The 23,764-nt window shown below is 43.5% G+C and carries 23 protein-coding genes; 11 read left to right on the top strand and 12 right to left on the bottom strand.

The features are described 5' to 3' along the window. Positions 1-10: 10 nt before the first annotated feature. From I872_RS10025 to I872_RS10005, 5 genes are all read right to left on the bottom strand, one after another. Positions 11-994 carry a LacI family DNA-binding transcriptional regulator gene (locus I872_RS10025; protein WP_015605974.1) on the bottom strand — a complete coding sequence of 328 codons (984 nt, stop codon included), beginning with the start codon at positions 992-994 and terminating at the stop codon, positions 11-13. Between the two features lie 9 nt (positions 995-1,003). Next, positions 1,004-1,816 (bottom strand): DUF1189 family protein, encoded by an 813-nt coding sequence (locus tag I872_RS10020; protein ID WP_015605973.1) that lies wholly within the window; start codon positions 1,814-1,816, stop codon positions 1,004-1,006. Between the two features lie 104 nt (positions 1,817-1,920). Further along, the gene (locus I872_RS10015) at positions 1,921-2,763 is read right to left on the bottom strand and encodes a sugar ABC transporter permease (protein ID WP_005592080.1); all 843 of its coding nucleotides are present in this window, start codon (positions 2,761-2,763) and stop codon (positions 1,921-1,923) included. Position 2,764: 1 nt separating this feature from the next. Further along, entirely contained in the window at positions 2,765-4,054 is a 1,290-nt protein-coding gene (locus I872_RS10010; protein WP_015605972.1) for a carbohydrate ABC transporter permease, read from the bottom strand. A gap of 147 nt (positions 4,055-4,201) precedes the next feature. Continuing rightward, positions 4,202-5,467 carry an extracellular solute-binding protein gene (locus I872_RS10005; RefSeq protein ID WP_015605971.1) on the bottom strand — a complete coding sequence of 422 codons (1,266 nt, stop codon included), beginning with the start codon at positions 5,465-5,467 and terminating at the stop codon, positions 4,202-4,204. Between the two features lie 325 nt (positions 5,468-5,792). Between I872_RS10005 and malQ the strand changes: the two genes are divergently transcribed. The 4 genes from malQ to nrdI all read left to right on the top strand — a co-directional run bounded on the left by malQ (position 5,793) and on the right by nrdI (position 10,847). Then, positions 5,793-7,325 (top strand): 4-alpha-glucanotransferase, encoded by a 1,533-nt coding sequence (gene malQ / locus I872_RS10000; RefSeq protein WP_015605970.1) that lies wholly within the window; start codon positions 5,793-5,795, stop codon positions 7,323-7,325. Positions 7,326-7,339: 14 nt separating this feature from the next. Then, positions 7,340-9,601 (top strand): glycogen/starch/alpha-glucan family phosphorylase, encoded by a 2,262-nt coding sequence (gene glgP / locus I872_RS09995; protein ID WP_015605969.1) that lies wholly within the window; start codon positions 7,340-7,342, stop codon positions 9,599-9,601. Between the two features lie 189 nt (positions 9,602-9,790). Further along, positions 9,791-10,312, top strand: a complete 522-nt coding sequence (locus tag I872_RS09990; RefSeq protein WP_231913940.1) for an ABC transporter permease — start codon at positions 9,791-9,793, stop codon at positions 10,310-10,312. 73 nt (positions 10,313-10,385) lie between these two features. Next, complete coding sequence (gene nrdI / locus I872_RS09985) at positions 10,386-10,847, top strand: class Ib ribonucleoside-diphosphate reductase assembly flavoprotein NrdI (protein ID WP_015605967.1); 462 nt, start codon at positions 10,386-10,388, stop codon at positions 10,845-10,847. Between the two features lie 51 nt (positions 10,848-10,898). Here the strand turns inward: nrdI and I872_RS09980 are convergent, their stop codons facing one another. Together I872_RS09980 and argS are read right to left on the bottom strand one after the other, a co-directional pair. Then, entirely contained in the window at positions 10,899-11,162 is a 264-nt protein-coding gene (locus tag I872_RS09980; RefSeq protein ID WP_015605966.1) for a hypothetical protein, read from the bottom strand. Between the two features lie 51 nt (positions 11,163-11,213). Then, positions 11,214-12,902: an arginine--tRNA ligase gene (gene argS, locus I872_RS09975; RefSeq protein WP_015605965.1), complete on the bottom strand. Its 1,689-nt coding sequence runs from the start codon at positions 12,900-12,902 to the stop codon at positions 11,214-11,216. A 125-nt stretch (positions 12,903-13,027) separates the two neighbouring features. Here argS and argR point away from each other — a divergent pair, with 125 nt between their 5' ends. Beyond that, the gene (argR, locus tag I872_RS09970) at positions 13,028-13,468 is read left to right on the top strand and encodes an arginine repressor (RefSeq protein WP_015605964.1); all 441 of its coding nucleotides are present in this window, start codon (positions 13,028-13,030) and stop codon (positions 13,466-13,468) included. Positions 13,469-13,540: 72 nt separating this feature from the next. After that, the gene (gene mutS, locus I872_RS09965; protein WP_015605963.1) at positions 13,541-16,090 is read left to right on the top strand and encodes a DNA mismatch repair protein MutS; all 2,550 of its coding nucleotides are present in this window, start codon (positions 13,541-13,543) and stop codon (positions 16,088-16,090) included. 195 nt (positions 16,091-16,285) lie between these two features. On the opposite strand, the gene I872_RS09960 is transcribed toward mutS, so the two are convergent. Next, positions 16,286-16,756, bottom strand: coding sequence for a DUF3021 family protein (locus I872_RS09960; RefSeq protein WP_015605962.1), 471 nt, complete (start codon positions 16,754-16,756; stop codon positions 16,286-16,288). Next, entirely contained in the window at positions 16,753-17,193 is a 441-nt protein-coding gene (locus I872_RS09955) for a LytTR family DNA-binding domain-containing protein (RefSeq protein ID WP_015605961.1), read from the bottom strand. Before I872_RS09955 ends, I872_RS09960 begins: the two co-directional genes overlap by 4 nt. A gap of 184 nt (positions 17,194-17,377) precedes the next feature. Here I872_RS09955 and mutL point away from each other — a divergent pair, with 184 nt between their 5' ends. Further along, positions 17,378-19,324 (top strand): DNA mismatch repair endonuclease MutL, encoded by a 1,947-nt coding sequence (gene mutL / locus I872_RS09950; protein ID WP_015605960.1) that lies wholly within the window; start codon positions 17,378-17,380, stop codon positions 19,322-19,324. Positions 19,325-19,456: 132 nt separating this feature from the next. On the opposite strand, the gene I872_RS09945 is transcribed toward mutL, so the two are convergent. Continuing rightward, positions 19,457-20,032 carry an RDD family protein gene (locus I872_RS09945; RefSeq protein ID WP_015605959.1) on the bottom strand — a complete coding sequence of 192 codons (576 nt, stop codon included), beginning with the start codon at positions 20,030-20,032 and terminating at the stop codon, positions 19,457-19,459. Continuing rightward, positions 20,016-20,522: a helix-turn-helix domain-containing protein gene (locus tag I872_RS09940; protein ID WP_015605958.1), complete on the bottom strand. Its 507-nt coding sequence runs from the start codon at positions 20,520-20,522 to the stop codon at positions 20,016-20,018. Before I872_RS09940 ends, I872_RS09945 begins: the two co-directional genes overlap by 17 nt. 169 nt (positions 20,523-20,691) lie before the next feature. Here I872_RS09940 and ruvA point away from each other — a divergent pair, with 169 nt between their 5' ends. The 4 genes from ruvA to I872_RS09920 all read left to right on the top strand — a co-directional run bounded on the left by ruvA (position 20,692) and on the right by I872_RS09920 (position 23,139). Next, the gene (gene ruvA, locus I872_RS09935) at positions 20,692-21,282 is read left to right on the top strand and encodes a Holliday junction branch migration protein RuvA (RefSeq protein ID WP_015605957.1); all 591 of its coding nucleotides are present in this window, start codon (positions 20,692-20,694) and stop codon (positions 21,280-21,282) included. A gap of 9 nt (positions 21,283-21,291) precedes the next feature. After that, on the top strand, positions 21,292-21,846 hold the full coding sequence (locus tag I872_RS09930) for a DNA-3-methyladenine glycosylase I (RefSeq protein WP_015605956.1): 555 nt from the start codon (positions 21,292-21,294) through the stop codon (positions 21,844-21,846). A gap of 4 nt (positions 21,847-21,850) precedes the next feature. Then, on the top strand, positions 21,851-22,510 hold the full coding sequence (locus I872_RS09925; protein WP_015605955.1) for a CPBP family glutamic-type intramembrane protease: 660 nt from the start codon (positions 21,851-21,853) through the stop codon (positions 22,508-22,510). 71 nt (positions 22,511-22,581) lie between these two features. Continuing rightward, positions 22,582-23,139: a GNAT family N-acetyltransferase gene (locus I872_RS09920; RefSeq protein WP_015605954.1), complete on the top strand. Its 558-nt coding sequence runs from the start codon at positions 22,582-22,584 to the stop codon at positions 23,137-23,139. 43 nt (positions 23,140-23,182) lie between these two features. On the opposite strand, the gene I872_RS09915 is transcribed toward I872_RS09920, so the two are convergent. Then, on the bottom strand, positions 23,183-23,593 hold the full coding sequence (locus I872_RS09915; RefSeq protein ID WP_041826926.1) for a helix-turn-helix domain-containing protein: 411 nt from the start codon (positions 23,591-23,593) through the stop codon (positions 23,183-23,185). Positions 23,594-23,764: the final 171 nt, after the last annotated feature.

Raw genomic sequence — 23,764 nt, 5'->3', positions numbered from 1 at the left:
TTCTCCTTAACTAACGAGTAAGAATGCTGTGGGGGATGACTTGGCGATAGCAAGTATGCTTGTCATCCTTATTATCTTTAATAATTTGGAGCAAGGTACGGAAAGATTCCCTCCCCAACTCGAGGGTGTTGATATTAATGTAGGCATCTACATCAATGCGTGGTTTGATAGAGTCAAAAGTGATAATAGGGAAACGGTAGTCAATGTCTTTGAGATAGTGGAGAGCCCCTTCGGCAACCATACTATCCGATGTCACAAAGGCTTCAATTTCCTGAATAGGCATCTTTTCCATAATCTTATAACTGCTATCTTCCAAGAGGAAACCGAAAGAAAACTTGACGATATTTTCATCGAGAGAGATGCCTGCTTCATCCAGGGCTTGTTTGTAGCCAGCAAAGCGGTCTTGGGATACGACGAGCTCTTTATTACCAGCCAGGAAGGCAATTTTTTTATAACCTTGATCTAGGAAATATTTGGTTGCATCGTAGCCAGCCTTGATATTATCATTATCGACCAAAGAAACAAATGGTGACACTGCTTTCCCTAAAATCAAGAAAGGAAACTGGTTTTTAATCGCAAAGTCAACCAGCGGATCGTTTGGCTTAGAATAGAGAAAAATCAAACCATCAACGCGTTTTCCGAAAATCATTTGTTTGATATTTTCTAAACGACGCTCTTCGTCCTGTCCGGTGCTAATCTGAATGGCATAGTCATGTTCAGACGCGATGCGCGAAATCCCCCGCAAGACAGTTGGAAAGAATGGGTTTTGGTAAAAAACATCCGAATCATCGGGCAGCACCAGGCCGATGACTTGGGTAGACTGACTGACCAGACTTCTAGCATTGAGATTTGGATGATAGTCTAGCTCCTTCATGGCAGCACGAACCCGTTTTTTAGTTTCATCGCTGATGGTTGACTTGTTTTGTACGACGCGTGTCACCGTCGAGGGAGACACACCCGCTAGTTTCGCTACTTCTTTAATCGTAACGCGCATAATAACCTCCTAATTTCTGAAATCCTCATCACGGAAATGTGTTTTGTAGAAAATAATCACCAAATAAAGAACAAACAAGATATTTTGGACGGTGATAATCGTAGGCAGGCTTTGCCCAAATAAGCCACAGATAAGTCCGATAATCGTTGGTAATCCTAGGCAGTTGAGGATAAAGTGATAGCATTCTTTAAAGGTTTTAAAAGAAAATAACCGTGATTTCTTGGTCAGATAGAGCAAGAAGGAGGCACCGAGCGCCAGAAAGGCAAAGTTGATGCTAAAGAGGAAGCCCGCGGAGAGGACTAGGAAGAGGCTGATCACCAAGCGGTTTTGTTGGAACCAGTCTTTAGAAATGGCTTTGGTCAGGGCTTCTTTACTTTTTAGAGCCTTCTGGTCAATGGCTTGGTAGCGGATATTGGCCAGTTCTTTTCCTTCTTTAGTGATTTTGAGATTTTCTTTGTCGAAGTAAAGGGTCAGCTCCTTGCCTAATTTAAGCTCCTCGTGATGGCCGATAATGACAGTACCAGCGGCATTGCGATGAATGCCTTCAGGATTTTCAGTGGTCAGCACATGGTCTTTCATCTGGGCATGATGGTCAAAGTCAATCATCACGTCTTCATCCAGAGTGTCAAAAGCCTTATCAACAAAGGTATCCAGCGCATAGCTTGTCAAAGACGCTGTCTGAATGGCCACAGGAATCAAAGACAGAGAAATTAAAAAGACGCTGGTAAAGATGAGCTGGAACCAGCTGAGCATGCGACGATTGGCGAAGGTTTTTCTAAAACCAATCAAGCTCGAAAAATAATTAAAAGGATAAGGTAACATAGCTGCCTCTTTCTAAAATTATAATCAGGTGGTGGCCAATAAAGAACTTATTGGCTGCCATATAACTATAATCGCGTTTTAATTAAAAACAGGGTGGGACAAGATTATCCCTTGTCTCCACCACTTGTTAAACCAGATACAAAATTCTTTTGCAGGAAGAAGAAGAGAATACAGATTGGAAGGGCAGTGAGAATCGCACCGGCAGCAAAGAAGGCAATTTTCTGATTCTTGACATCGCTGACGAAGGTACGAAGACCAACTGCAACCGTATAAAATTCTTTTTCACGAAGAAGGAAGCTGGAGAGGATGTAGTCTCCGAAAGGTCCCATGAAGGCCCAGAGAGCTTGCACGGCAATCATTGGACGAACGAGGGGCAGGACAATCTGCCAGAAACGTCTGAAATGACCAGCGCCGTCTAATTTAGCTGACTCGTCTAGAGACATAGGAACGGTATCGAAGTATCCTTTCATCAACCAAGCATTCATTGGGATACCACCACCTACATAAAGGAAGATGAGGAACCAGCTTTGGTTGAGGGCATTGAGCATCAGCGCCATAACGAAGAAGGCGGTCAGAGCGGCAATGGTTGGTACCATTTGGATAATCAAGAAGAAGACCAAACTTTGCTTTCTTGCGATGAAATTGTAACGGCTGTATGCATAACCTGCAAGTACAACTATACTGGTTTGGACAATCATTGTCAAGACGGCAATGATAATGGTGTTAAAGTACCAAGTACCATATAGAGTCTCTGAGAAGAGACGAGAGAAGTTTTCCAGACTGAAGTTGATGTCTGTGTCTAGCTTGAAGGCCACGACATTCCCCGTCTTGAAAGCAGACATGATCGTGATCAAGAGCGGGTAGAGAATGATAATGGAAAGCACTACAAGGTAGAGATAGGTCAAACTATGGTTGATAAAACGTTTAAATTTAACAGAACTATTCATCTTATACATCCTCCATATCAAATGCGTGTAGTTTCTTGAAGGCAATCATAGAGATAGAGATGACGATGATGGAGATGATGAGAGTAACGGCCGCCGCCATTGAATATTGCGGTGCTGTACCTGTGGTCAAACGATAAATCCAAGAGATTAGAATATCGGTTGAACCGGCTCCTCCACCGACACTACCAGGACCACCTGCATTGAAGAGGTAGATGATTGAGAAGTTATTAAAGTTAAAGGTGTATTGACTGATCAAAGTTGGTGCCGCAACTGCCAAGATCATTGGGAAAGTGATGTTGCGGAATTTCTGCCAAGCATTGGCTCCGTCGATGTAGGCTGCTTCGTAAAGGTCATTTGGAATAGACTGCAAAATACCCAAGGTCAGGACGTAGATATAAGGGAATCCAAGCCAACCTTGCATCATGATAAGGGCAATCTTAGTCCAAGTCGGATCAGTCTTCCACGGAATCAGATGTCCATTCAAGAAAGGAAGAACCTTGCCGAGAAGTGGGATAACCTGAGTATTGATAGCCCCGATACTATCGTTGAACATATTTGAGAAAGTCAGGATAGTGATGAAGGCTGGAACTGCCCAAGGAAGCAAGAAGATAACACCGAAGATGCGTTTTCCTTTGATGAATGGCTGGTTGGCAATGATAGCGGTGAAAATACCGATTACGATTTGTAAAGTAGAGGCTGCCAGTGCCCAGATGATAGTCCAAGTCAAGACAGAACCAAAGGCCGCACGGAAGGTGCTCAATTGCCAAATGTTAGCAAAGTTGGTAAAGCCAACCCAATCCAAGAGTTTATTTGGTGGCAGGTGTTTGAAATCATAGTTTGTAAAGGCAATCAAGAGTGTTACCAATACAGGGAAAATGATGGCAAAGGTCATCGCCAAATAAGAAGGAATAATCAGCAAGTAAGGGAAGCCATTTTCATAGATTCCGTTTGTCATTTCCTTTAAGGTAGTATGAACAGGATAATCATTGTTCCACTGCTTGGCAACTGTACGGGCATCCTTCAAGTTAAATCCATAGAAAATCAGGAAAAATGCCACAAGGATGAGGTGGAAGGCACCGCGGATCAGCATGAAGAGTGAGTTGTCCCCACGGACTTCACCAAGAGTGATGAGATTTTCAATTTCTGGTAGGGCAATAGCTACGAAATAAGCTAAAAATGCAACCGTAACCCCAAGAAAGATGTATCCTTTGGCCTTTTGATCATTATAGATTTGCCCCAACCCTGGAATGAGGGAGCGCAACATGGCTTGTTTGGGATCTTTTTTTGTCATTGTAGTCTCCTTAGATACGAGAAAGATTGAGGAATTGCAGTAAGTACAAGTCCTAATCCGAGCTTTTTCTTAATTAGAAGATAGAATAAATCCTCATTCTATCAAACAAGGGGTAGGGAAAATTCCCACCCCTTTATTTAAACTTGCTTATTTGTTGCCGAATTTTTGATCGATAGTTTCTTTGATCAATTTAACAGCATCTTCAGCTGCAGTTTTAGCATCTTTTTTACCGCTTACAGCATCGAACAACATAGTTTTAGCTGGATCCCAAACTGTACTCATTTCAGAGATGTTTGGCATTGGTTGAGCTGATTGGAACTGTTTAACAACTGCGTCTGTCAGTTCATCTTTCTTGCTTACTGCGTACTCGCGTGCTTCTGTGTTAGCAGGTACTTCGTTAGTAGCATCGTAAAATGCTTTTTGTTGATCAGTTGAAGTCAAGAAGTCAACGAATTTTTGAGCAACTTCTGGATTTTTAGCACCAGTTGGGATAACCCAAGCTTTCCCACCACCGAAAGCAGCGTATTCTTTTCCGTTTGGAAGAGTTGGGATAGTTGAAACACCATAGTTTACTTTAGCTTCTTTCAAAGCAGATGCTTTCCATGGTCCATCGATGATTGCAGCAGTTTTTCCACCTTGGAATTGAGTTTGGATCAAGTTAGAAGCGCCTTCTGTATCTTGCATACCTTTAGGCCATTTTTCATACCAAGTTTTAGCGTATTCAATTCCTTTGATAGAACCTTCGTTAGCAAGACCGATATCTTTAGGATCTTTACCATTATCACCGAATACATAACCGCCGTTACCAGCTAGAAGTCCGTAAGCGTAGTAGAAGTTTGTCCAGTCAGCAAGGAAGGCAGATGTTTTACCATCTTCACCAGCAAACGCATATTTGCTGTCTTTAGCAAGCTCTTCTAATTCAGCAAAAGTAGTTGGAGCTTTTGAAATCAAGTCCTTGTTGTAGTACATTACAAGAGTTTCGATAACAGCAGGTGCTCCGTATGTTTTACCTTCTGTTGTTACAAGAGATTCAGTAGTTTTATCTGTCTTACTATCTTTGCTTAATTTTACTTCGTTTAATTGTCCATCTGTACCGAGGCTTCCTACACGGTCGTATGGAGCCATCAAAACGTCTGGAGCTTTACCAGACTGGTTGTCGAGTGAAAGGTTGTCCAATCCACCCATTTGGTCACCAGTTTTAATAGTAACTTTAGAACCAGTTTCTTTTTCAAAAGCTGCAGCAGCTTTCTCCATGTAAGGCTTGTACTGCTCTTCAACGTATACTGTAACGTTCTTGTCGCCTGATTCAGATGACTTGCTTGAAGAAGATTTGTTACCACAAGCAGCTAAGATAAAGCTAGCTACAGCAACAGTACCGAGAACAGCAACGCTCTTCAACATTTTGTTTTTCATGATTATTCCTCCTAAAGAATAAAAAAATAATGCTATCTAAGAACACGCTTGCATAGCGCAAACGTTTTCTTGAACTAAAAATAATTTTAACACAAAAAGTAAACGCTTGCAAGTCTTTTTAGAAAAATTTTTAAAAATTTTAAGGAAAGATTGTTAGATTTGAGTATAATAAAGGAAAGAAATCAAAAAACTATGGTATAATAAATAAAAAAGTTTTTTAAAAAGCTTGCACTTGAAAAAAAAATAGGTTATAATTCAAGCGGCGCAAACGTTTTCTCTAGATAAAGTAGGAAACAAGCATGAAAAAATTTTTGAGGTGTTACATATGAAAGCGAGACAAAGTGGTGTATTGATGCACATTTCCTCTTTGCCAGGCAAGTACGGGATTGGTTCTTTTGGTCAGTCTGCCTATGATTTTGTGGATTTCTTAGTTAGAACGAAGCAACGTTATTGGCAAATCTTGCCTTTGGGAACGACTAGCTATGGGGACTCTCCTTACCAGTCTTTCTCAGCCTTTGCAGGGAATACTCACTTTATTGATTTGGATTTCTTGATTGACGAAGGCCTGTTGGCAGAAGAAGATCTAAAAGGCGTTGATTTTGGTGATGATCCAAAAGCTGTAGATTATGCAAAAGTATTTGAAGCACGTCGTCCTCTTTTGGAAAAAGCGGTTGCTCGTTTCCTTAAAGTTGGCGATCTTGACAAATTCCGTCACTTTGTTGCGGAAAATGCAGCTTGGTTGGAGCTTTTTGCGGAATACATGGCTGTTAAAGAGCATTTTGATCTGAAAGCTTGGACAGAATGGCCAGATGAAGCGATTCGTCGTCGCCAACCAGAAAGCTTGGCTAGCTACCGTGAGCAATTGGCGGACAAGTTGGAATACCATCGTGTAACCCAATATTTCTTCTTTAAACAATGGTTGCAACTTAAGAAATATGCCAACGATCATCATATCGAAATCGTTGGTGATATGCCAATCTATGTGGCTGCTGACAGTGCGGATGTCTGGGCTCAACCTCATTTCTTCAAGACAGACGAGCAAGGCCGTCCAGTCAAGGTTGCTGGTTGCCCGCCAGATGAATTCTCAGAGACTGGTCAGTTGTGGGGTAACCCAATTTATAATTGGGAAGCTATGGATCAAGATGGCTATGCTTGGTGGATTGAGCGCCTGCGCGAAAGCTTCAAGATTTACGACATCGTTCGGATTGACCACTTCCGTGGCTTTGAGTCTTATTGGGAAGTGCCAGCGGAGTCTGAAACAGCGGCTACTGGTCACTGGGTCAAAGGTCCAGATTATAAACTTTTCGCTGCGGTCAAAGAAGCTTTGGGTGATTTGAACATCATTGCAGAAGATCTTGGCTTCATGACAGATGAAGTAATTGAATTGCGTGAGCGGACTGGCTTCCCAGGTATGAAGATTCTTCAATTCGCTTTCAACCCAGATGATGAAAGCATTGATAGTCCACACTTGGCGCCACATAATTCTGTGATGTACACTGGTACTCACGACAATAACACCGTACTGGGCTGGTACAAGGATGAGATCGATGATCCAACTCGTGAATACATGGCTCAATACACCAACCGCAAAGAATACGAAACAGTGCCACACGCAATGCTTCGTACAGCCTTTGCTTCTGTTAGCTACATGGCTATCGCAACGATGCAGGACTTGCTGGAGTTGGATGGCTCTGCCCGTATGAACCTGCCATCTACGATTGGCGGCAACTGGGCATGGCGGATGACAGCTGAAGAGCTAAATTCTGCTGTGGAAGAGCAGCTTTATTACCTGACGAAAATCTATCGTCGTTTAAATACTGACTTACTTCCACAAGAAAATAAAAGAAATACTTTCTAATACTAGGAGAAATCATGTCAAACCTACAAACATATATCCAAAATACTTATCAAAAGCAAATTGCTGATTGTAGCAATGAAGAGCTTTACTTGGCTCTCTTGAACTACACAAAATTGGCTAGCGCTCAAAAGCCAGTCAATACTGGTAAAAAGAAACTCTACTACATCTCAGCTGAGTTTCTTATCGGAAAACTCTTGTCAAACAACTTGATTAACTTGGGTCTTTATGACGATGTTAAACATGAATTGGCAGCGGCAGGCAAAGACCTGATCGAAGTAGAAGAAGTGGAATTGGAACCATCTCTTGGTAACGGTGGTTTGGGCCGTTTGGCAGCCTGCTTCTTGGATTCTATCGCAACACTTGGTTTGAATGGTGACGGTGTGGGTCTTAACTACCACTTCGGTCTTTTCCAACAAGTCCTTAAAAACAATGAGCAAACAACTATTCCAAACTTCTGGTTGACTGAGCAAAACTGGTTAGTTCGTTCAAGCCGTAGCTACCAAGTGCCATTTGCTCACTTCACCTTGACATCTACTCTTTATGATATTGATGTGCCAGGTTACAAGACAGCAACTAAAAACCGTCTTCGCCTCTTTGATTTGGACTCAGTAGACGCAGGTATCATCACTGATGGTATTGACTTTGATAAGACAGATATCGCTCGCAACTTGACTCTCTTCCTCTACCCAGATGATAGCGACAAGCAAGGTGAATTGCTCCGTATCTTCCAACAATACTTCATGGTATCAAACGGTGCGCAATTGATTATTGATGAAGCGATCGAAAAAGGCAGCAACTTGCACGACTTGGCTGACTACGCTGTCATCCAAATCAATGATACCCACCCATCTTTGGTTATCCCAGAAATGATTCGCCTCTTGACAGAGCGTGGTTTGGAATTTGACGAAGCTGTAAACATTGTCAAGTCTATGACTGCTTATACGAACCACACTATCTTAGCAGAAGCTCTTGAAAAATGGCCATTGCACTTCTTGGAAGAAGTTGTACCTCACCTGGTTCCAATCATCAAAGAGCTTGACAAACGTGTCAAGGAAGTTTACACAAATCCAGCAGTACAAATCATTGATGAGCATGATCGTGTACACATGGCCCACATGGATATCCACTATGGCTACAGTGTTAACGGGGTTGCAGCTCTCCACACTGAAATCTTGAAAAACTCTGAGTTGAAGGCTTTCTACGATATTTATCCAGAGAAATTCAACAACAAGACAAACGGTATTACATTCCGTCGTTGGCTTATGCACGCTAACCCACGTTTGTCTAGCTACTTAGATGAACTTCTTGGTCGCGACTGGCACCATGATGCTGCTAAGTTGGAAGGCCTACTTGACTTTGCTGGTAAGCAAGAAGTGAAAGAAAAGTTGGAAGGCATTAAGTCTCACAACAAGCGTAAATTGGCTCGTCACTTGAAGGAAGCTCAAGGTGTGGAAATCAATCCAGATTCTATCTTTGATATCCAAATCAAGCGTCTACACGAGTACAAACGCCAACAAATGAACGCTTTGTATGTTATCCACAAATACTTGGACATCAAGGCTGGTAATATTCCTGCTCGCCCAATCACTGTCTTCTTTGGTGGTAAAGCAGCTCCTGCTTACACAATTGCCCAAGACATCATTCACTTGATTCTTTGCTTGTCAGAAGTCATCGCAAATGACCCAGCAGTAGCACCACACTTGCAAGTGGTTATGGTTGAAAACTACAACGTTACAGCATCAAGCTTCTTGATTGCAGCTGGTGATATTTCTGAGCAAATCTCACTTGCTTCGAAAGAAGCTTCAGGTACTGGTAACATGAAATTCATGCTTAACGGTGCTTTGACACTTGGTACCATGGACGGTGCTAACGTGGAAATCGCTGAGTTGGTTGGCGAAGACAACATCTACATCTTTGGTGAAGATTCAGAAACTGTTATCGATCTTTATGCTAAATCTGCATATAAATCAAGCGAATTCTACGCTCGTCCAGCTATCAAGCCATTGGTTGATTTTATCATCAGCGACGCTGTTCTTGCAGCTGGAAATAAAGAGCGCTTGGAACGCCTTTACAATGAATTGATCAACAAAGACTGGTTCATGACTCTTCTTGACTTGGAAGACTATATCAAAGTCAAAGAGCAAATGCTTGCAGACTACGAAGACCGCGATGCTTGGATGGAAAAAGTTCTTGTCAATATCGCAAAAGCTGGTTTCTTCTCAGCAGACCGTACAATCCAACAATACAATGACGAAATTTGGCATTTGGATAACTAGTACATTGAATAACTTAAAAGAGGCTAGGACAAAAGTCCTAGCCTCTCAATTATCTTTGGATTGTCGAGCAAGACGCAGTGGTTGAGTGGACTCTACCAATACTGGCTTTAGGATCGCATCAGATCTTCCCTCTTGTCAGGCTCTCCTTTTGGGTGTATAATAGGAAAAAGTATTTCTATACAGGAGGTTATGATGAAAAAGAAACCGATTTATCTCTACGTCTTACTGGGGTTAGCAACGGCTGGCAGCTTATGGGGGCTTGTGTCGAAGTTCTCCTCTTCTAATGATGCAGTGGAATCCTTGCTTAAAGGCATGGAAGAGCCAGTAAAATCTCAGTATGCAACTTATTTTAGCAAGAGTGCTGAACTGTCAGGTTCGCTAATAAGTAATGTTTTCTTTTATGCTAGCCTGCTTCTTTTGATAGCAGCTTGGTTCTTCGTTTTTAAGAAAGACATCTTTAAAGCAAATCTTATTTACATTACTGATATTCTCATTGGACTGATTGGGACAGCCTATAGTTATGTTGCAGCTAAAGGAATTGCAGCTTCTTCCTTTTCAGATCCAACATTACTATCGTCTCAGATGCTGGGGCTGAATATGAGCGTCGGCTTCTCCGTCGTTCTTAGCCTCATCTTCCTTTCTATCGTTGTCTTCAAGCTTATCAAGCAGCAAAAGGAAGCTGAGACTGGAGAAGTAGCTGAAGAAGAATAAGATTTGACAAATAACATTTACCTGCTACAATCTAGATGGGCAGATAAATGTTATTTTTTAGAATGGAGCAAGTATGAGAGTTTCCTTAGTCTATATCAGCTTGAGCGGCAATACAGAGAGTTTTGTCCGTCGTTTGAGTGATTATTTGTTAGAGCAGCATCCCAGTCTAGAGATTGAAAAAATCCACATCAAAGATTTGGTTAAAGAGGGGCGACCTTTCTTTGAAATGACCAACCCTTTCATCGCCTTTTTACCGACCTATCTGGAAGGTGGCAATGGTCTGGATAATGGGGATGTCGAAATTCTCACGACGGATGTAGCCGATTTTATTGCCTATGGGCAAAATGCTAGCAAGTGTTTTGGAGTTGTCGGAAGTGGCAACCGTAATTTTAACAATCAATACTGTCTGACCGCTAAGCAGTACAGCCAACGTTTCGGTTTCCCAGTTTTAGCTGATTTTGAAATGCGTGGCATGTTGGGTGATATCAAAAAGGTCGCTGGCATTATTGAAGAATTGTATGAAATAAAAGAATAAATAAAAAAGCCGTTCAGTCAACAGTTGTTGATCGAGCGGCTTTTGCTTGTATTATTGTTTTGCTTGCTCGCCGGCGATAGTTTCGACCAGCTCTTTTGAATATAAAATTCCTAAACGGTAGTTTTTGTTAACGTAAGCAATAAGGTCATTTTGATTTTCACTAGTGGCCATTTTTTCTTGGAGTGCTTGTCGAAAATGATCACTTTTTAGGAGTTCCTGCTGCAGCAAAATCTGCAACTTTACCTTTTCTCTTTTGTTGTATAAAAAGAGAATGACCAAGCTAAGGACAACTAAAATATAAGCAGTTTCATTCATAAAATATCTCTTCCTAAGAAAACCTCCCAAAACTGGAAGGTTTGTGTAGGGTTACATTTTTTCTGGAGCTTCTACACCAAGCATGCGGAGAGCTTCCTTCAGTACAACAGCAGTGGTGTAGCTAAGAGCTAGACGGCTATCGCGTTCAGGAGTTTCGTCCAAGATGCGAGTGTGAGCATAGTATTTATTGAAGGCTTGAGCTAGGCTGATCGCGTATTTGGCAATCAGAGATGGCTCAAAGTTATCAGCTGCACGTTTAACTACGCGAGCGAAGTCTTGGAGCAGTTTGATAATTTCCCAGCTTTCAGCATCGTTGAGGTTGTAGTTGGCATCAAGACTTGGCTTGAAGTCTGCTTTGCGCAGGATAGACTGGATACGCGCGTAGGCATATTGCACATAAGGTCCAGTTTCACCTTCAAAGGAAACCATCGCTTCCAAATCAAAGTCATAACCATTGCGGCGGTCAGTCTTAAGGTCGTAGAATTTAACGGCTCCGACACCAACTGCATGGGCAACAGCTTCTTTGTTTTCCAGATTTGGATTTTTCTCTTCAATTTGAGCTTTTGCACGGCTGATTGCTTCTTGCAGAGTCGGTTCCAGAAGGATGATGTTTCCTTTACGTGTTGAAAGTTTTTGGCGATTCTTCGTAACCAGCCCAAAGTCCACGTGGATCATGTCATCGCTCCAGTCAAATCCCATTTTCTTAAGGACAGCTTTGAGCTGACGGAAGTGGTTTGATTGTTCTTGACCAACGACATAAACGTTCTTGACGAAGTTGTAAGTGCGCGCACGGTACATAGCAGTGGCAATATCGCGGGTGATGTAAAGTGTAGCACCGTCTGATTTTTTAATCATAGCTGGTGGGAGGTTGACATCGTCCAAGTCCACAATGCTAGCGCCTTTTGATTCTTTCAGGAGACCCTTGTCTTCCAGAATTTTCACGGCCTCGTCCATCTTGTCATTGTAGAAGGCTTCTCCGTTTAAGCTATCGAATTCAACGCTGAGCAATTCATAGATGCGGTTAAATTCAACAAGACTTTCGTCACGGAACCATTGCCAGAGTTCTGTTGCTTCTGGATCGCCATCTTCCAGTTTCTTGAACCAGAGGCGGCCTTCGTCGTCCAAGGCTGGATCGTTTTCGATTTCAGCATTGATGCGGACGTAAAGTTGCAAGAGTTCATCGATTGGGTTGGCTTCAACAGCTTCCTTGTTGCCCCATTTCTTGTAGGCAACCATGAGGAGACCGAATTGCTTGCCCCAGTCACCTAAGTGGTTGATCTTGATGGTATTGTAGCCCATCTTGCGGAAGATATTAGAAAGAGCATCTCCGATAACAGTCGAACGCAAGTGACCGACAGAGAAAGGTTTTGCAATGTTAGGGCTGGAAAGGTCAATTGTGATATTTCCGCCATTACCTTCGTTCTGTTGCCCATAGTCAGCGCCTTCTTTGATGACTTCTTTGATGACTTGATCAGAGATTTTAGCTTTGTTGAGGAAGAAGTTGACATAAGGTCCAGTTGCGACAACTTTTTCAAAATGACTTGGGTCAATCTTTTCAGCGATATCCGCAGCGATAGCTTGAGGAGCCTTGCGTTCTACTTTAGCAAGTGAGAAAGCTGGGAAGGCAATGTCTCCAAGATCGGAACTTTTCGGCTGTTCTAGTAGGTTAGAGATAGCTGTTTGGTCCAAGCTGTCAATAACTTTGGCCAATTCGCTAGCGATTAATTGTTTATTATCCATATTTGCTCCTTTGGGTCTTTTGTTACTATTCTATCACATTTTATGAGGAATCTTCAATTTTTTTGGTATAAGATAGATTTTTTGATATAATTGAGAGTATAAATATTCAGTCAATGAGGTCGAGTATGAGAAAGAGCGAGCGTCATCAACTTGTCAGAATGATGATCAAGGAAGAAAAGTTAGGAACACAAAAGGATATTCAAAAAAGATTGGAAGACGAGGGGATTTTTGTGACCCAGACAACCCTCTCGCGTGATCTAAGGGAGATTGGTTTGGCCAAGTTGAAAAAGGACGGTCAAGTCTATTATGTGCTGGCCCACGAAGCAGAAGAGCTGGACTTAGCTGAATTTTTGGCCAGTCATGTTCAGGCTGTTTCTCGAGCAGAGTTTACGCTGGTTTTCCGTACAGGACTGGGCGAAGCGACGGTCTTGGCAAATGTGGTAGATGGTTCGCTGGATAGTCGGATTTTAGGAACCGTTGCAGGGGCCAATACCTTGCTGGTGATTTGCCGGGATCAGGATGCCGCTAGAGAAATCGAGACGAGTGTCAAAGAAGGCATGGAATAGCCAAAAGCTTAGAATTGACGGAGAGGTTTGAGACGGAAGTCCTGACCTCGTTTGTTTTTAGAAAGGATAAAAATGGCAGCAGAAAAATTATCACCCGGTATGCAGCAGTATTTGGATATCAAAAAGGACTATCCAGATGCTTTTCTGCTCTTTAGGATGGGAGATTTCTATGAGTTGTTTTATGATGATGCGGTCAATGCCGCCCAGATTTTAGAGATTTCTCTCACCAGCCGAAATAAAAATGCAGAAAATCCTGTTCCCATGGCTGGAGTTCCCTATCATTCGGCACAGCAGTATATTGATGTTTTGGTCGAATCAGGCTATAAGGTAGCGATTGCGGAGCAGATGGAAGATCCCAAGGAAGCCAAGGGAGTTGTTAAGCGGGAGGTCGTTCAGGTTATCACGCCGGGGACGGTGGTGGACTCCAATAAGCCCGACTCTGCTAATAACTTTCTGGTGGCTCTGGATTACTCAGATGGTCTCTATGGTCTAGCTTATATGGACTTGGTGACTGGTGAGTTTCAGGTGACTAGTTTAGAGGACTTTGCCTTGGTCTGCGGGGAAATCCGCAATTTGAAAGCTAGGGAAGTGGTGCTGGGCTATGCCTTGCCAGAAGGTGAGGAGCAGGTCTTGGCTGGACAGATGAACCTTTTACTGTCCTATGTACAGACAGCCTTGGACGATGTCCAGTTGCTGGACGAGGAGCTGTCTCCGATGGAACGTCAGGCAGCGGGGAAACTGCTGGAGTACGTGCACCGGACCCAGATGAGGGAGCTCAGCCATTTGAAGAAGGTTCAGCATTATGAAATCAAGGACTTTCTGCAAATGGATTATGCTACTAAGGCGAGTCTGGATTTGACGGAAAATGCTCGCTCAGGCAAGAAGCACGGCAGTCTTTATTGGCTGATGGACGAGACCAAGACGGCCATGGGCGGACGTATGCTGCGCTCTTGGATTCAGCGTCCGCTGATTGATGAAGCGCGAATTATCCAGCGGCAGAATGTCGTCGAGGTTTTTCTGGATCATTTCTTTGAGCGGAGTGATTTGACGGAGAGCCTCAAGGGAGTCTATGATATCGAGCGGCTGGCTAGTCGAGTTTCTTTTGGTAAGACCAATCCCAAGGATCTGCTGCAGCTGGCAGCTACCCTGGGCAATGTGCCTCAGATTAAGGCTATTCTGCAAGGGATTGGCAGCCCGCATCTAGTGCCTTTGATTGAGGGCTTGGATCCTATTCCAGAGTTGGCGGGCTTGATTAGCTCAGCTATTTCACCGGATGCGCCCCATGTCATCACCGAGGGCAATATCATTCGGACCGGTTTTGATGAGACTTTGGATCAGTATCGACTTGTGCTGAGGGAGGGGACCGGCTGGATTGCAGAGCTGGAAGTCAAAGAACGTGCCAACAGCGGCATCAGCAATCTAAAGATTGATTACAACAAAAAAGATGGTTACTATTTCCACGTGACCAATTCCCAGCTGGCTCATGTGCCCAGTCATTTCTTCCGCAAGGCGACCCTGAAAAATTCGGAGCGTTTCGGAACGGAGGAGCTGGCCCGAATTGAGGGAGAGATGTTGGAGGCGCGTGAAAAATCTGCCAACTTGGAATACGAGATTTTCATGCGGATTCGCGAGGAAGTTGGCAAATATATCCAGCGCTTGCAGGCCTTGGCACAAACGCTGGCAGCTGTGGATGTCCTGCAGAGCTTTGCTGCGGTGGCAGAACAGCAGCATTTGGTGCGCCCTGTCTTTACTGCGGAGCGCCGTCTGCAGATTGAAAAAGGCCGCCATCCTGTCGTAGAAAAGGTCATGGGTGCCCAAAGCTACATTCCAAATAGTATTCTGCTGGATCAGGAAACAGACATCCAGCTGATTACTGGGCCTAATATGAGCGGGAAATCGACTTATATGCGCCAGCTGGCAATCATCGTCATCATGGCACAGATGGGATCTTATGTGCCCGCTCAGTCTGCCAGTCTGCCACTATTCGACGCGATTTTCACTCGCATCGGTGCAGCGGATGATTTGGTGTCCGGCCAGTCCACCTTTATGGTGGAGATGATGGAGGCCAATCGGGCCATTCGACAGGCCAGCGAGCGTTCGCTCATTCTCTTTGATGAGCTGGGCCGTGGGACGGCTACTTACGATGGGATGGCCTTGGCTCAGGCTATTATCGAGCATATTCATCACTATACTGGGGCCAAAACCCTCTTTGCTACCCACTATCACGAGCTGACAGCCTTAGAGAATAGCTTGGAGCATTTGGAAAATGTCCATGTGGCAACCTTGGAAAAGGACGGGCAGGTGACTTTCCTGCATAAGATTGAGCCGGGTCCGGCTGACAAGTCCTACGGAATTCATGTGGCGAAGATTGCCGGACTTCCTGAGAAATTACTAGAGCGGGCGGATAACATTTTGAGTCATTTGGAGAGTCAGGACACTGGACTAGGCTCAGAGCTTCCTGCTGCATCCAGACCGAAGCAGTCACAAGTGGCTGAGCAGATGTCTCTTTTCGCAGAAGGACCGGAAAATCCAGTCCTAACTGAACTCCGAGACTTGGACATCTATAATATGACTCCCCTGGAAGTCATGGCGGCGGTAGCCGAGCTCAAGAAAAAGCTGTAAGAACAAGAGGCTGGGACAAAAGTCCTAGCCTCTCAATTGTCTTTGGATTGTCGAGCAAGACGCAGTGGTTGAGTGGGCTCTACTAGGCTGATTTCATCAGCTTTTACAGCCCTACTCAACTGTGCGGAGGTGGGACGACGAAATCGAATTCTAACGAATTACCGATTTCTGTCCCACTCTCGCTCTTTGTGTTTCTCACGATTTGCTAGACAAGCCGCTATTGATTTTTTGAATGTTGCGGTAGGTGCGGTAGTAGATGATTCCTGAAATAATCAGATAAATGAGGGTGAATTCCCCAACGGCAGTCAGTGTCAGGCTGAGTATTTTTTCTCTTGGGAAAAATCCGGCTAGATTTGCCAAAAGTGCAAAGGTCAGAATCATCACACCATAGTGGCTGACGATGGAGCGCAGGATGCTCCAGTCTCTTTGGAAGAAGCTTCCGCTCCATCTGAAAATAGCTCCCATGATAAACCAGATAAGCATGCAGTAGAGCATGATGAGGGAAACATGGACATGCTGGCTCAAAAAGAAGTGGCCGATAGGCGAGTCAGGGTGCAGCGGTAGATAAGCTGGATTGTAAAAATAAGAAACAATCATGGATAAGAAGAGACCGATAAAAATCCCTCCAATTCCTCCGAAAAAGAGTTCTTTAAGACGAGTTTTCATAATTGCAACCTTTCTTTGATAGATTTGAGATAACGGCGGGACGAGTAAGTCTGGTCGCCGTTTTTCAGAAATATTTGAATCAGACCATTTGGAGTCAGCTTGAGATGGCTGATTTGTAGACTGTTGATAATCTCCGATTGAGAAATCTGCAGAAAATAGTCCGGCAGGATCTGCAGCAACTGATAAAGAGCTTGTTGAGCTCGATAGCTGTCTTTTGCTGTTCGGACCCGAACCTGACGATTTTCTGTGTAGATTCGGTGGATTTCCTTAGTGTCCAGCAGATAGATTTCATCTTCTTTCTTGACATGAATCTTGTCCACTTTGCCTAGATCTTGAGCAAAGTGGACCAGTTCCTGAATGCTTTCTGTCATGAGGCGGGCCTCAATGCTGATAGAGTCTTCTGAGACTTGAGAATCGATTCTTAGCTTAACTTTCATAACTTCCTCCTTTCACCTTTATTAAACCGCAACCAAGCAGAGAAAACAAGCCCTTTTGTCCATGTGGCAGCTATTTGTGTCTATATGGTTTGGCTGACGGACAGAATGGTCAAGAAAAGGCTGCCTTCTGCTAGAAAGAGCCCAATGTGTTATAATAGATAGCAGAACAAATACGGAGAACAAGATGTCAAAAATTATCGAACTTCCAGAAATTCTAGCCAATCAGATTGCGGCCGGTGAAGTCATTGAACGGCCTAGCAGCGTGGTCAAGGAGCTAGTGGAGAACTCAATTGATGCGGGTGCCAGTCAGATTACGATCGAAATCGAAGAAGCTGGACTCAAGAGCATTCAGGTGACGGATAATGGCGAGGGCATTGACCACCAAGATGTCCCTCTGGCCCTTCGACGCCATGCTACCAGTAAAATCAAGAAGCAAGCGGATCTCTTTCGGATTCGGACGCTGGGTTTTCGTGGTGAGGCCATTCCTTCCATTGCTTCTGTCTCACGTTTTACCATTGAAACAGCGACTGAATCTGGCCAGCATGGGACTCTACTAGTTGCCCAAGGCGGTGAGATTGAAGAGCATGAGCCGACCAGCAGTCCGGTAGGAACGAAAATCAAGATAGAAGATCTCTTCTTCAATACTCCAGCCCGGCTCAAGTATATGAAGAGCCAGCAGGCTGAGCTGTCCCATATTGTTGATGTGATTAATCGGCTTAGTCTGGCCCATCCGGAAGTGGCTTTCACCCTTATCAGTGACGGCCGCGAAATGACACGGACTGCCGGCAGTGGCAATCTGCGTCAGGCTATTGCGGGTATCTATGGTCTGGCAACAGCCAAGAAAATGGTGGAAATCTCTGCTTCAGATCTGGATTTTGAAGTGAGCGGCTATGTCAGTCTGCCTGAGCTGACTCGGGCAAATCGTAATTATATTACGATTCTCATCAACGGCCGTTATATCAAGAATTTCCTGCTCAATCGTGCTATTTTGGATGGCTACGGCAGCAAGCTTATGGTAGGCCGCTTTCCACTAGCGGTCATCAATATTCAGATTGACCCCTATCTGGCCGATGTCAATGTCCATCCGACCAAGCAAGAGGTGCGGATTTCTAAAGAGCGGGAACTCATGACCTTGATTTCACAAGCCATTGCGACTAGTCTCAAGGAGCAAGACCTGATTCCGGATGCTTTGGAAAATCTAGCCAAATCAACTGTTAAGCGTGCGACTAAGCCCGAACAGACCAGTCTTCCGCTGAAAGAAAATCGCCTCTACTACGATAGGGAGCAGAATGATTTCTTCCTCAAGCCGCAGGTGGCTGAGCAGCAGCTATTCTTTGAAGAATCAGCGGAGCCTGTCCATGAAGCGACAGATGAAAAAGCAGAACTGCCACAATCGACTTCGGTCAAATTTGCAGAGAGAAAGCCTGCCAGCCATGACCAACTAGACCATCCAGAGCTAGATCAGGCTAGTCTGGAGCGGGCTGTGGATAAGTTGGAACAAGAAGAGAAGTCAAGCTTCCCAGAGTTAGAATATTTCGGCCAGATGCATGGTACCTATCTCTTTGCTCAGGGCAAGGGCGGTCTTTACATTATTGACCAACATGCCGCCCAAGAGCGAGTCAAGTATGAGTATTATCGGGAGAAGATTGGGGATGTGGACAATAGCCAGCAGCAGCTCTTAGTACCTCATATCTTTGAATTTCCAGCGGATGATATGTTGCGAATCAAGCAGCGGATGGAGTTGTTAGAAGATGCTGGCATCTTTTTAGAAGAGTACGGAGCCAATCAGTTTATCCTCCGCGAGCATCCCATTTGGTTCAAGGAAGAGGAGATTGAAGCCGGCATCTATGAAATGTGTGATATGCTTCTCCTGACCAAGGAAGTTTCCATCAAGAAATATCGGGCAGAGCTGGCCATTATGATGAGCTGCAAACGCTCCATCAAGGCCAATCACAGTCTGGATGACTACTCTGCGCGTGACTTGCTCTTTCAGCTGTCCCAGTGTGACAATCCCTATAACTGCCCACACGGCCGGCCGGTCTTGGTCAACTTTACCAAGTCGGATATGGAAAAAATGTTCCGCCGTATTCAGGAAAATCACACTAGCCTGCGGGAGTTAGGGAAATACTAAACTGTATAGAAGATCAAACGAGAGTGGGACAGAAATCGGTAATTCGTTAGAATTCGATTTCGTCGTGCCACCTCCGCACAGTTGAGTAGGGCTGTAAAAACTGATGAAATCAGCGTAGTAGAGCCCACTCAATCACTGCGTCTTGCTCGACAATCCAAAAACAATTGAGAGGCTAGGACTTTTGTCCCAGCCTCGTTTTGAATTGTTAAGCTGAACTTGTGTTCCAGCAAGCAAATCAGCTGGATGACGTTTGTCCTTGCGGAGCAGTCCCATCAGCAGAAAGATCAAGAAGAGAATCCCTGCTGATGTTGACAAGAAAATTGACAGGGTATCTGCTTGATAAGCACTACGGATAGCTCCCATATGTCCCAGCTGCCAAGGGAAAAACTTGATAGCAGAGCGCAAAAGGCTGTGAGCAAGGCTCCTATGCTTGTAAACCAACTGTAAACCTGCCCAACGCTTGCCAAAACTTCCTTTTCTATAGTCTAACCAAGCAAAGATGATAGATAGAGGAAGGACTGAGGTAGAAAAATCCAGAAGTTGGCTCTGAGCTTCAGTGAATGCAGGAATGCCTCCTAGAACTAGATTGTAAAAGCCTATAGCTAGTAAAAAAAGAGCAATGAGGTAGCCTGAGATAAAGAGCCAGTCGTCAAAGAGTTCTTTCAGACGCGTTTTGACAGGTAAGGAATTATCAGTTTTTAGTTTCATCTTTAGCACCTTCTTTCTTAGAATCCTCATCAAAGCCGATAACCTTGTCCAGATACTTTTCCTTAATCTTTAGCGCCTTGTTAATAGCCATTGCTGATGCGACTAGGAGGAAAAAAGTTAGCCAGACTAGGGCAGTGAATTTTGCTGGAAAGATAGAACCTGCGGAAAAGAGATAAATAGCCAAGGCTGATACAAGAATATACAAAATATGCCAGAAGCCATAAGATTTTACTTGCTTATAGTAGCGGTCTTTTTCGTCTTCTGAGAGGATGGGTTTTATTTCCGGCTTGTCGCTGTCTTCTAAAAGCAGATAATCTGTCGTCACCTGGAAAATCTTGCTCAGTTCTACAATTTTTTCCAGCTCTGGCAGCGCTTGGCCAGATTCCCACTTGGAAATGCTCTGGCGAGAGACATTGATTTGTTCAGCCAGTTTTTCTTGTGACCAGCCTTTTTCTTTTCTTAGTTCAAATAATTTATCAGCGAGTTTCATCGTGACGGCCTCCTTTTCTTTGCTAACTCTATCCTAACAGCTTTTAGTCATCTTGAGAATACAGCTTCCTGTACATTTTGTCAACTACCGGTTGCACTTCTATTTGCAGTTTCCAGACTCAAAATATGATATACTAGATAGGCAAAATGATATAAAAAGAAGGAAGATTATGTACGAATATTTTAAAGGAATCATCAGCAAAATTACAGCTAAATATATTGTATTGGAAGTCAACTCTATCGGATATATTCTTCATGTGGCCAACCCTTATGCTTACTCAGGACATCTCCATCAGGAAGCTAAGGTCTATGTTCACCAGGTGGTAAGAGAAGATGCGGAACTCTTATATGGTTTTGCAACCGAGGAGGAGAAGCAACTTTTTCTCAACTTGATTTCAGTCTCAGGTATTGGCCCAGTGTCTGCCCTGGCTATTATTGCGGCTGATGATAATGCTGGCTTGGTACAAGCCATTGAGCAGAAAAACATCACCTACCTGACCAAGTTTCCTAAGATTGGCAAGAAGACAGCCCAGCAGATGGTGCTGGACTTAGAAGGCAAGGTAGTGGCGGCGGATGGTCCGACAGAAAGCAAGGCGCCCGTCCGGACTGTGGATAATCAGGAGCTAGAGGAAGCCATGGAAGCTATGCTGGCTTTAGGCTACAAAGCTGCTGAGCTCAAGAAAATCAAGAAATTCTTTGAAGGAACAACGGATACAGCAGAAAACTATATCAAGTCTGCCCTTAAGATGTTGGTGAAATAGGAGGAAGATATGACAAAACGCTGTGGCTGGGTAAAGATGAACAACCTCTTGTATGTAGCCTACCATGATGAGGAGTGGGGCAAACCTCTCCATGATGATCAGAAATTATTTGAACTGCTCTGCATGGAGACCTATCAGGCTGGGCTTTCTTGGGAGACCATTCTCAATAAGCGTCAAGCTTTTCGAGAAGCTTTTCATTTCTATGACGCCCAGAAAATTGCCCAAATGACGGATGCAGACTTGGATGCTCTTTTGGATAATCCTAATATCGTCCGTAATAAGATGAAAATCTATGCGACCAGGGCCAATGCCCAAGCTTTTTTGGCTGTTCAAAAGCAGTTTAGCTCTTTTAATGACTTTGTCTGGTCCTTTGTTGATTTCAAAACGATTGACAATCAAATTACGAACTACAAGGAAGCACCTACTAAGACAGAGTTGTCAGAAACTATGTCCAAGGCGCTGAAAAAGCAGGGCTTCAAATTTGTCGGTCCAGTTTGTGCCTATTCATTCCTAGAAGCAGCTGGCCTTATCAATGACCATGAAAATGATTGTGATTGGAAGTAGAACAATGAAAACAAGAAAATTTCTCCTTATTTTTATCACCCTCTATACAATCTTCTTTTTAGGTAGAGGCTTGGAACTGCTTGGGATAAATTGGTTGATTTACCCAGTTTATTTCCTTTTATTTATTTTGGGAATCTTAGCTTATCGGGAAGAATTAAAGGAGCAGCTAGCCTTGATTCTGACTAAAAAGAAGGAATTTCTAAAAACGATTTCCTTGTATATGGTCTTTGTTTTCCTCCTGTCCATTGCCTGCAACTTTCTTTCAGCCTTCATCAAGTATAGTCTGGACTTGCCACTGCAGGGACAGAATGAAGCCAATATTCAAGGTGCCTTGTTGAAAAATCCCTTTCTAATCTTGCTTATCGGCTGCTTTATTGGGCCAATCGTTGAAGAGTTTTTCTTCCGTCGCTTTTTCCTAGGCAGCTTCTTGGCAAAATTCTCTGACGGGCTCGGTATTGTCTTAACAACCTTTCTATTTGCCACCCTTCATATGCACAGCTGGGACTTATCAGAGTGGGTGACAGCTATTTCCTATATTGCCGGAGGTCTTCTTCTCTCGCTCCTGTATCTGAGAAAGGACAAAAATATCTGGTATCCAATTGCCCTTCATTGTTGCAATAATATCATTGCTTTTGTGATTACAATTTTTTCAATAAGCCAGTAGACTGCTAAGTCAATAAAAAGAAGATATTGTGATTTAGTCATTTTTAAGATTATTCAGAAAGGAAATGAAGGATGGATAATAAAGCCTTAGTATATTTAGCGGAGAATCGTATCTTGGAGACGGAGCGTCTCCTCCTACGTCCCATGACTATGGATGATTTGTTGGATTATCATGAATATACTTCAGATGGAGAATTATTAAAATATGATTATCCAGAGCACCAAAGCATAGAAGAGAGCCGAGAGAGTCTTGTTTTATATAATTTAAGCGCTCCTTTGGGTCGCTACGGTATTGAGTTAAAATCTGAAGGCAAATTAATTGGTAATATCTCTCTTCGAATAGATACGGAACAAGAAACGGCGGAAATAGGCTATACTGTCAATGCTAACTATCATAGAAAAGGCTACGCAACTGAAGCAGCCTTAGCCTTGAAAGAATTGGCTCAGAACATGCCGGGGGTAAAGATATTTCTTGCCCACACGACTAAGCCTAATCTTGCTAGTCAAGGAGTTTTAGAAAAAATTGGGATGACCCTGATGTGGGAAAAGGCGGGATTGAGCCTTCGCGGAGAGCCGACCATCCGTCTCCGCTATGAAAGTAAGTTAAAAAATGACGAGAAAGAAACCTAGACAAATATCTTGTCTAGGCTTTTTCTATAGCCTGTGAATATTCTTATTCCTCTTTCTGCATCCAAATCTTTTCCTTGATAAAGATGCGTAGCTCGTAAAAAAGCATGAAGAGGGTAGAGACGAGGAAGCCAGCCATAAAGATATGGTGCAAGTAAGCAAAGACACCAATATAAACCAAGATGGAAAAAAGGTAGAGAATGACTAAATAATGCCATTTCTTAGCCTTACTGTCTTCGATAACCTTTTTCTCCAAGCGCCCATCCTCCTTGATGAGTGTGTCCAGGCTGATATCAAACTCCCGACTGATAGCGATGAGATTTCCAATATCAGGGATACCTTTTTCGCTTTCCCAGCGGGCAATGGCGGAGCGGGAAACCTTGAGTCTTTCTGCTAAGGCTTCCTGAGTGAGTTGATGTTGTTGACGAATGTCTTTGAGAACTTGAGAGATTTTCATGATGATTCCCTTTCTAATAACATAAATAATTTTTCTTTCCATCCTTTTCATTTTTATTATAAAAAGAAAAGTCTCCTTTGCCAATAGCATCTGCCTAACAAGGCAGTTATTCTCCATAACAAACAGAATTTCAAAAGTTATCCACAGGATGTTGACAACTTTGTCAATAAA

It is taken from the genome of Streptococcus cristatus AS 1.3089 (genome assembly GCF_000385925.1).
Lineage (GTDB): Bacteria > Bacillota > Bacilli > Lactobacillales > Streptococcaceae > Streptococcus > Streptococcus cristatus_B.
The sequence above is the reverse complement of the archived record's forward strand: the minus strand, read 5'-3'. Positions and strand labels throughout refer to the sequence as shown.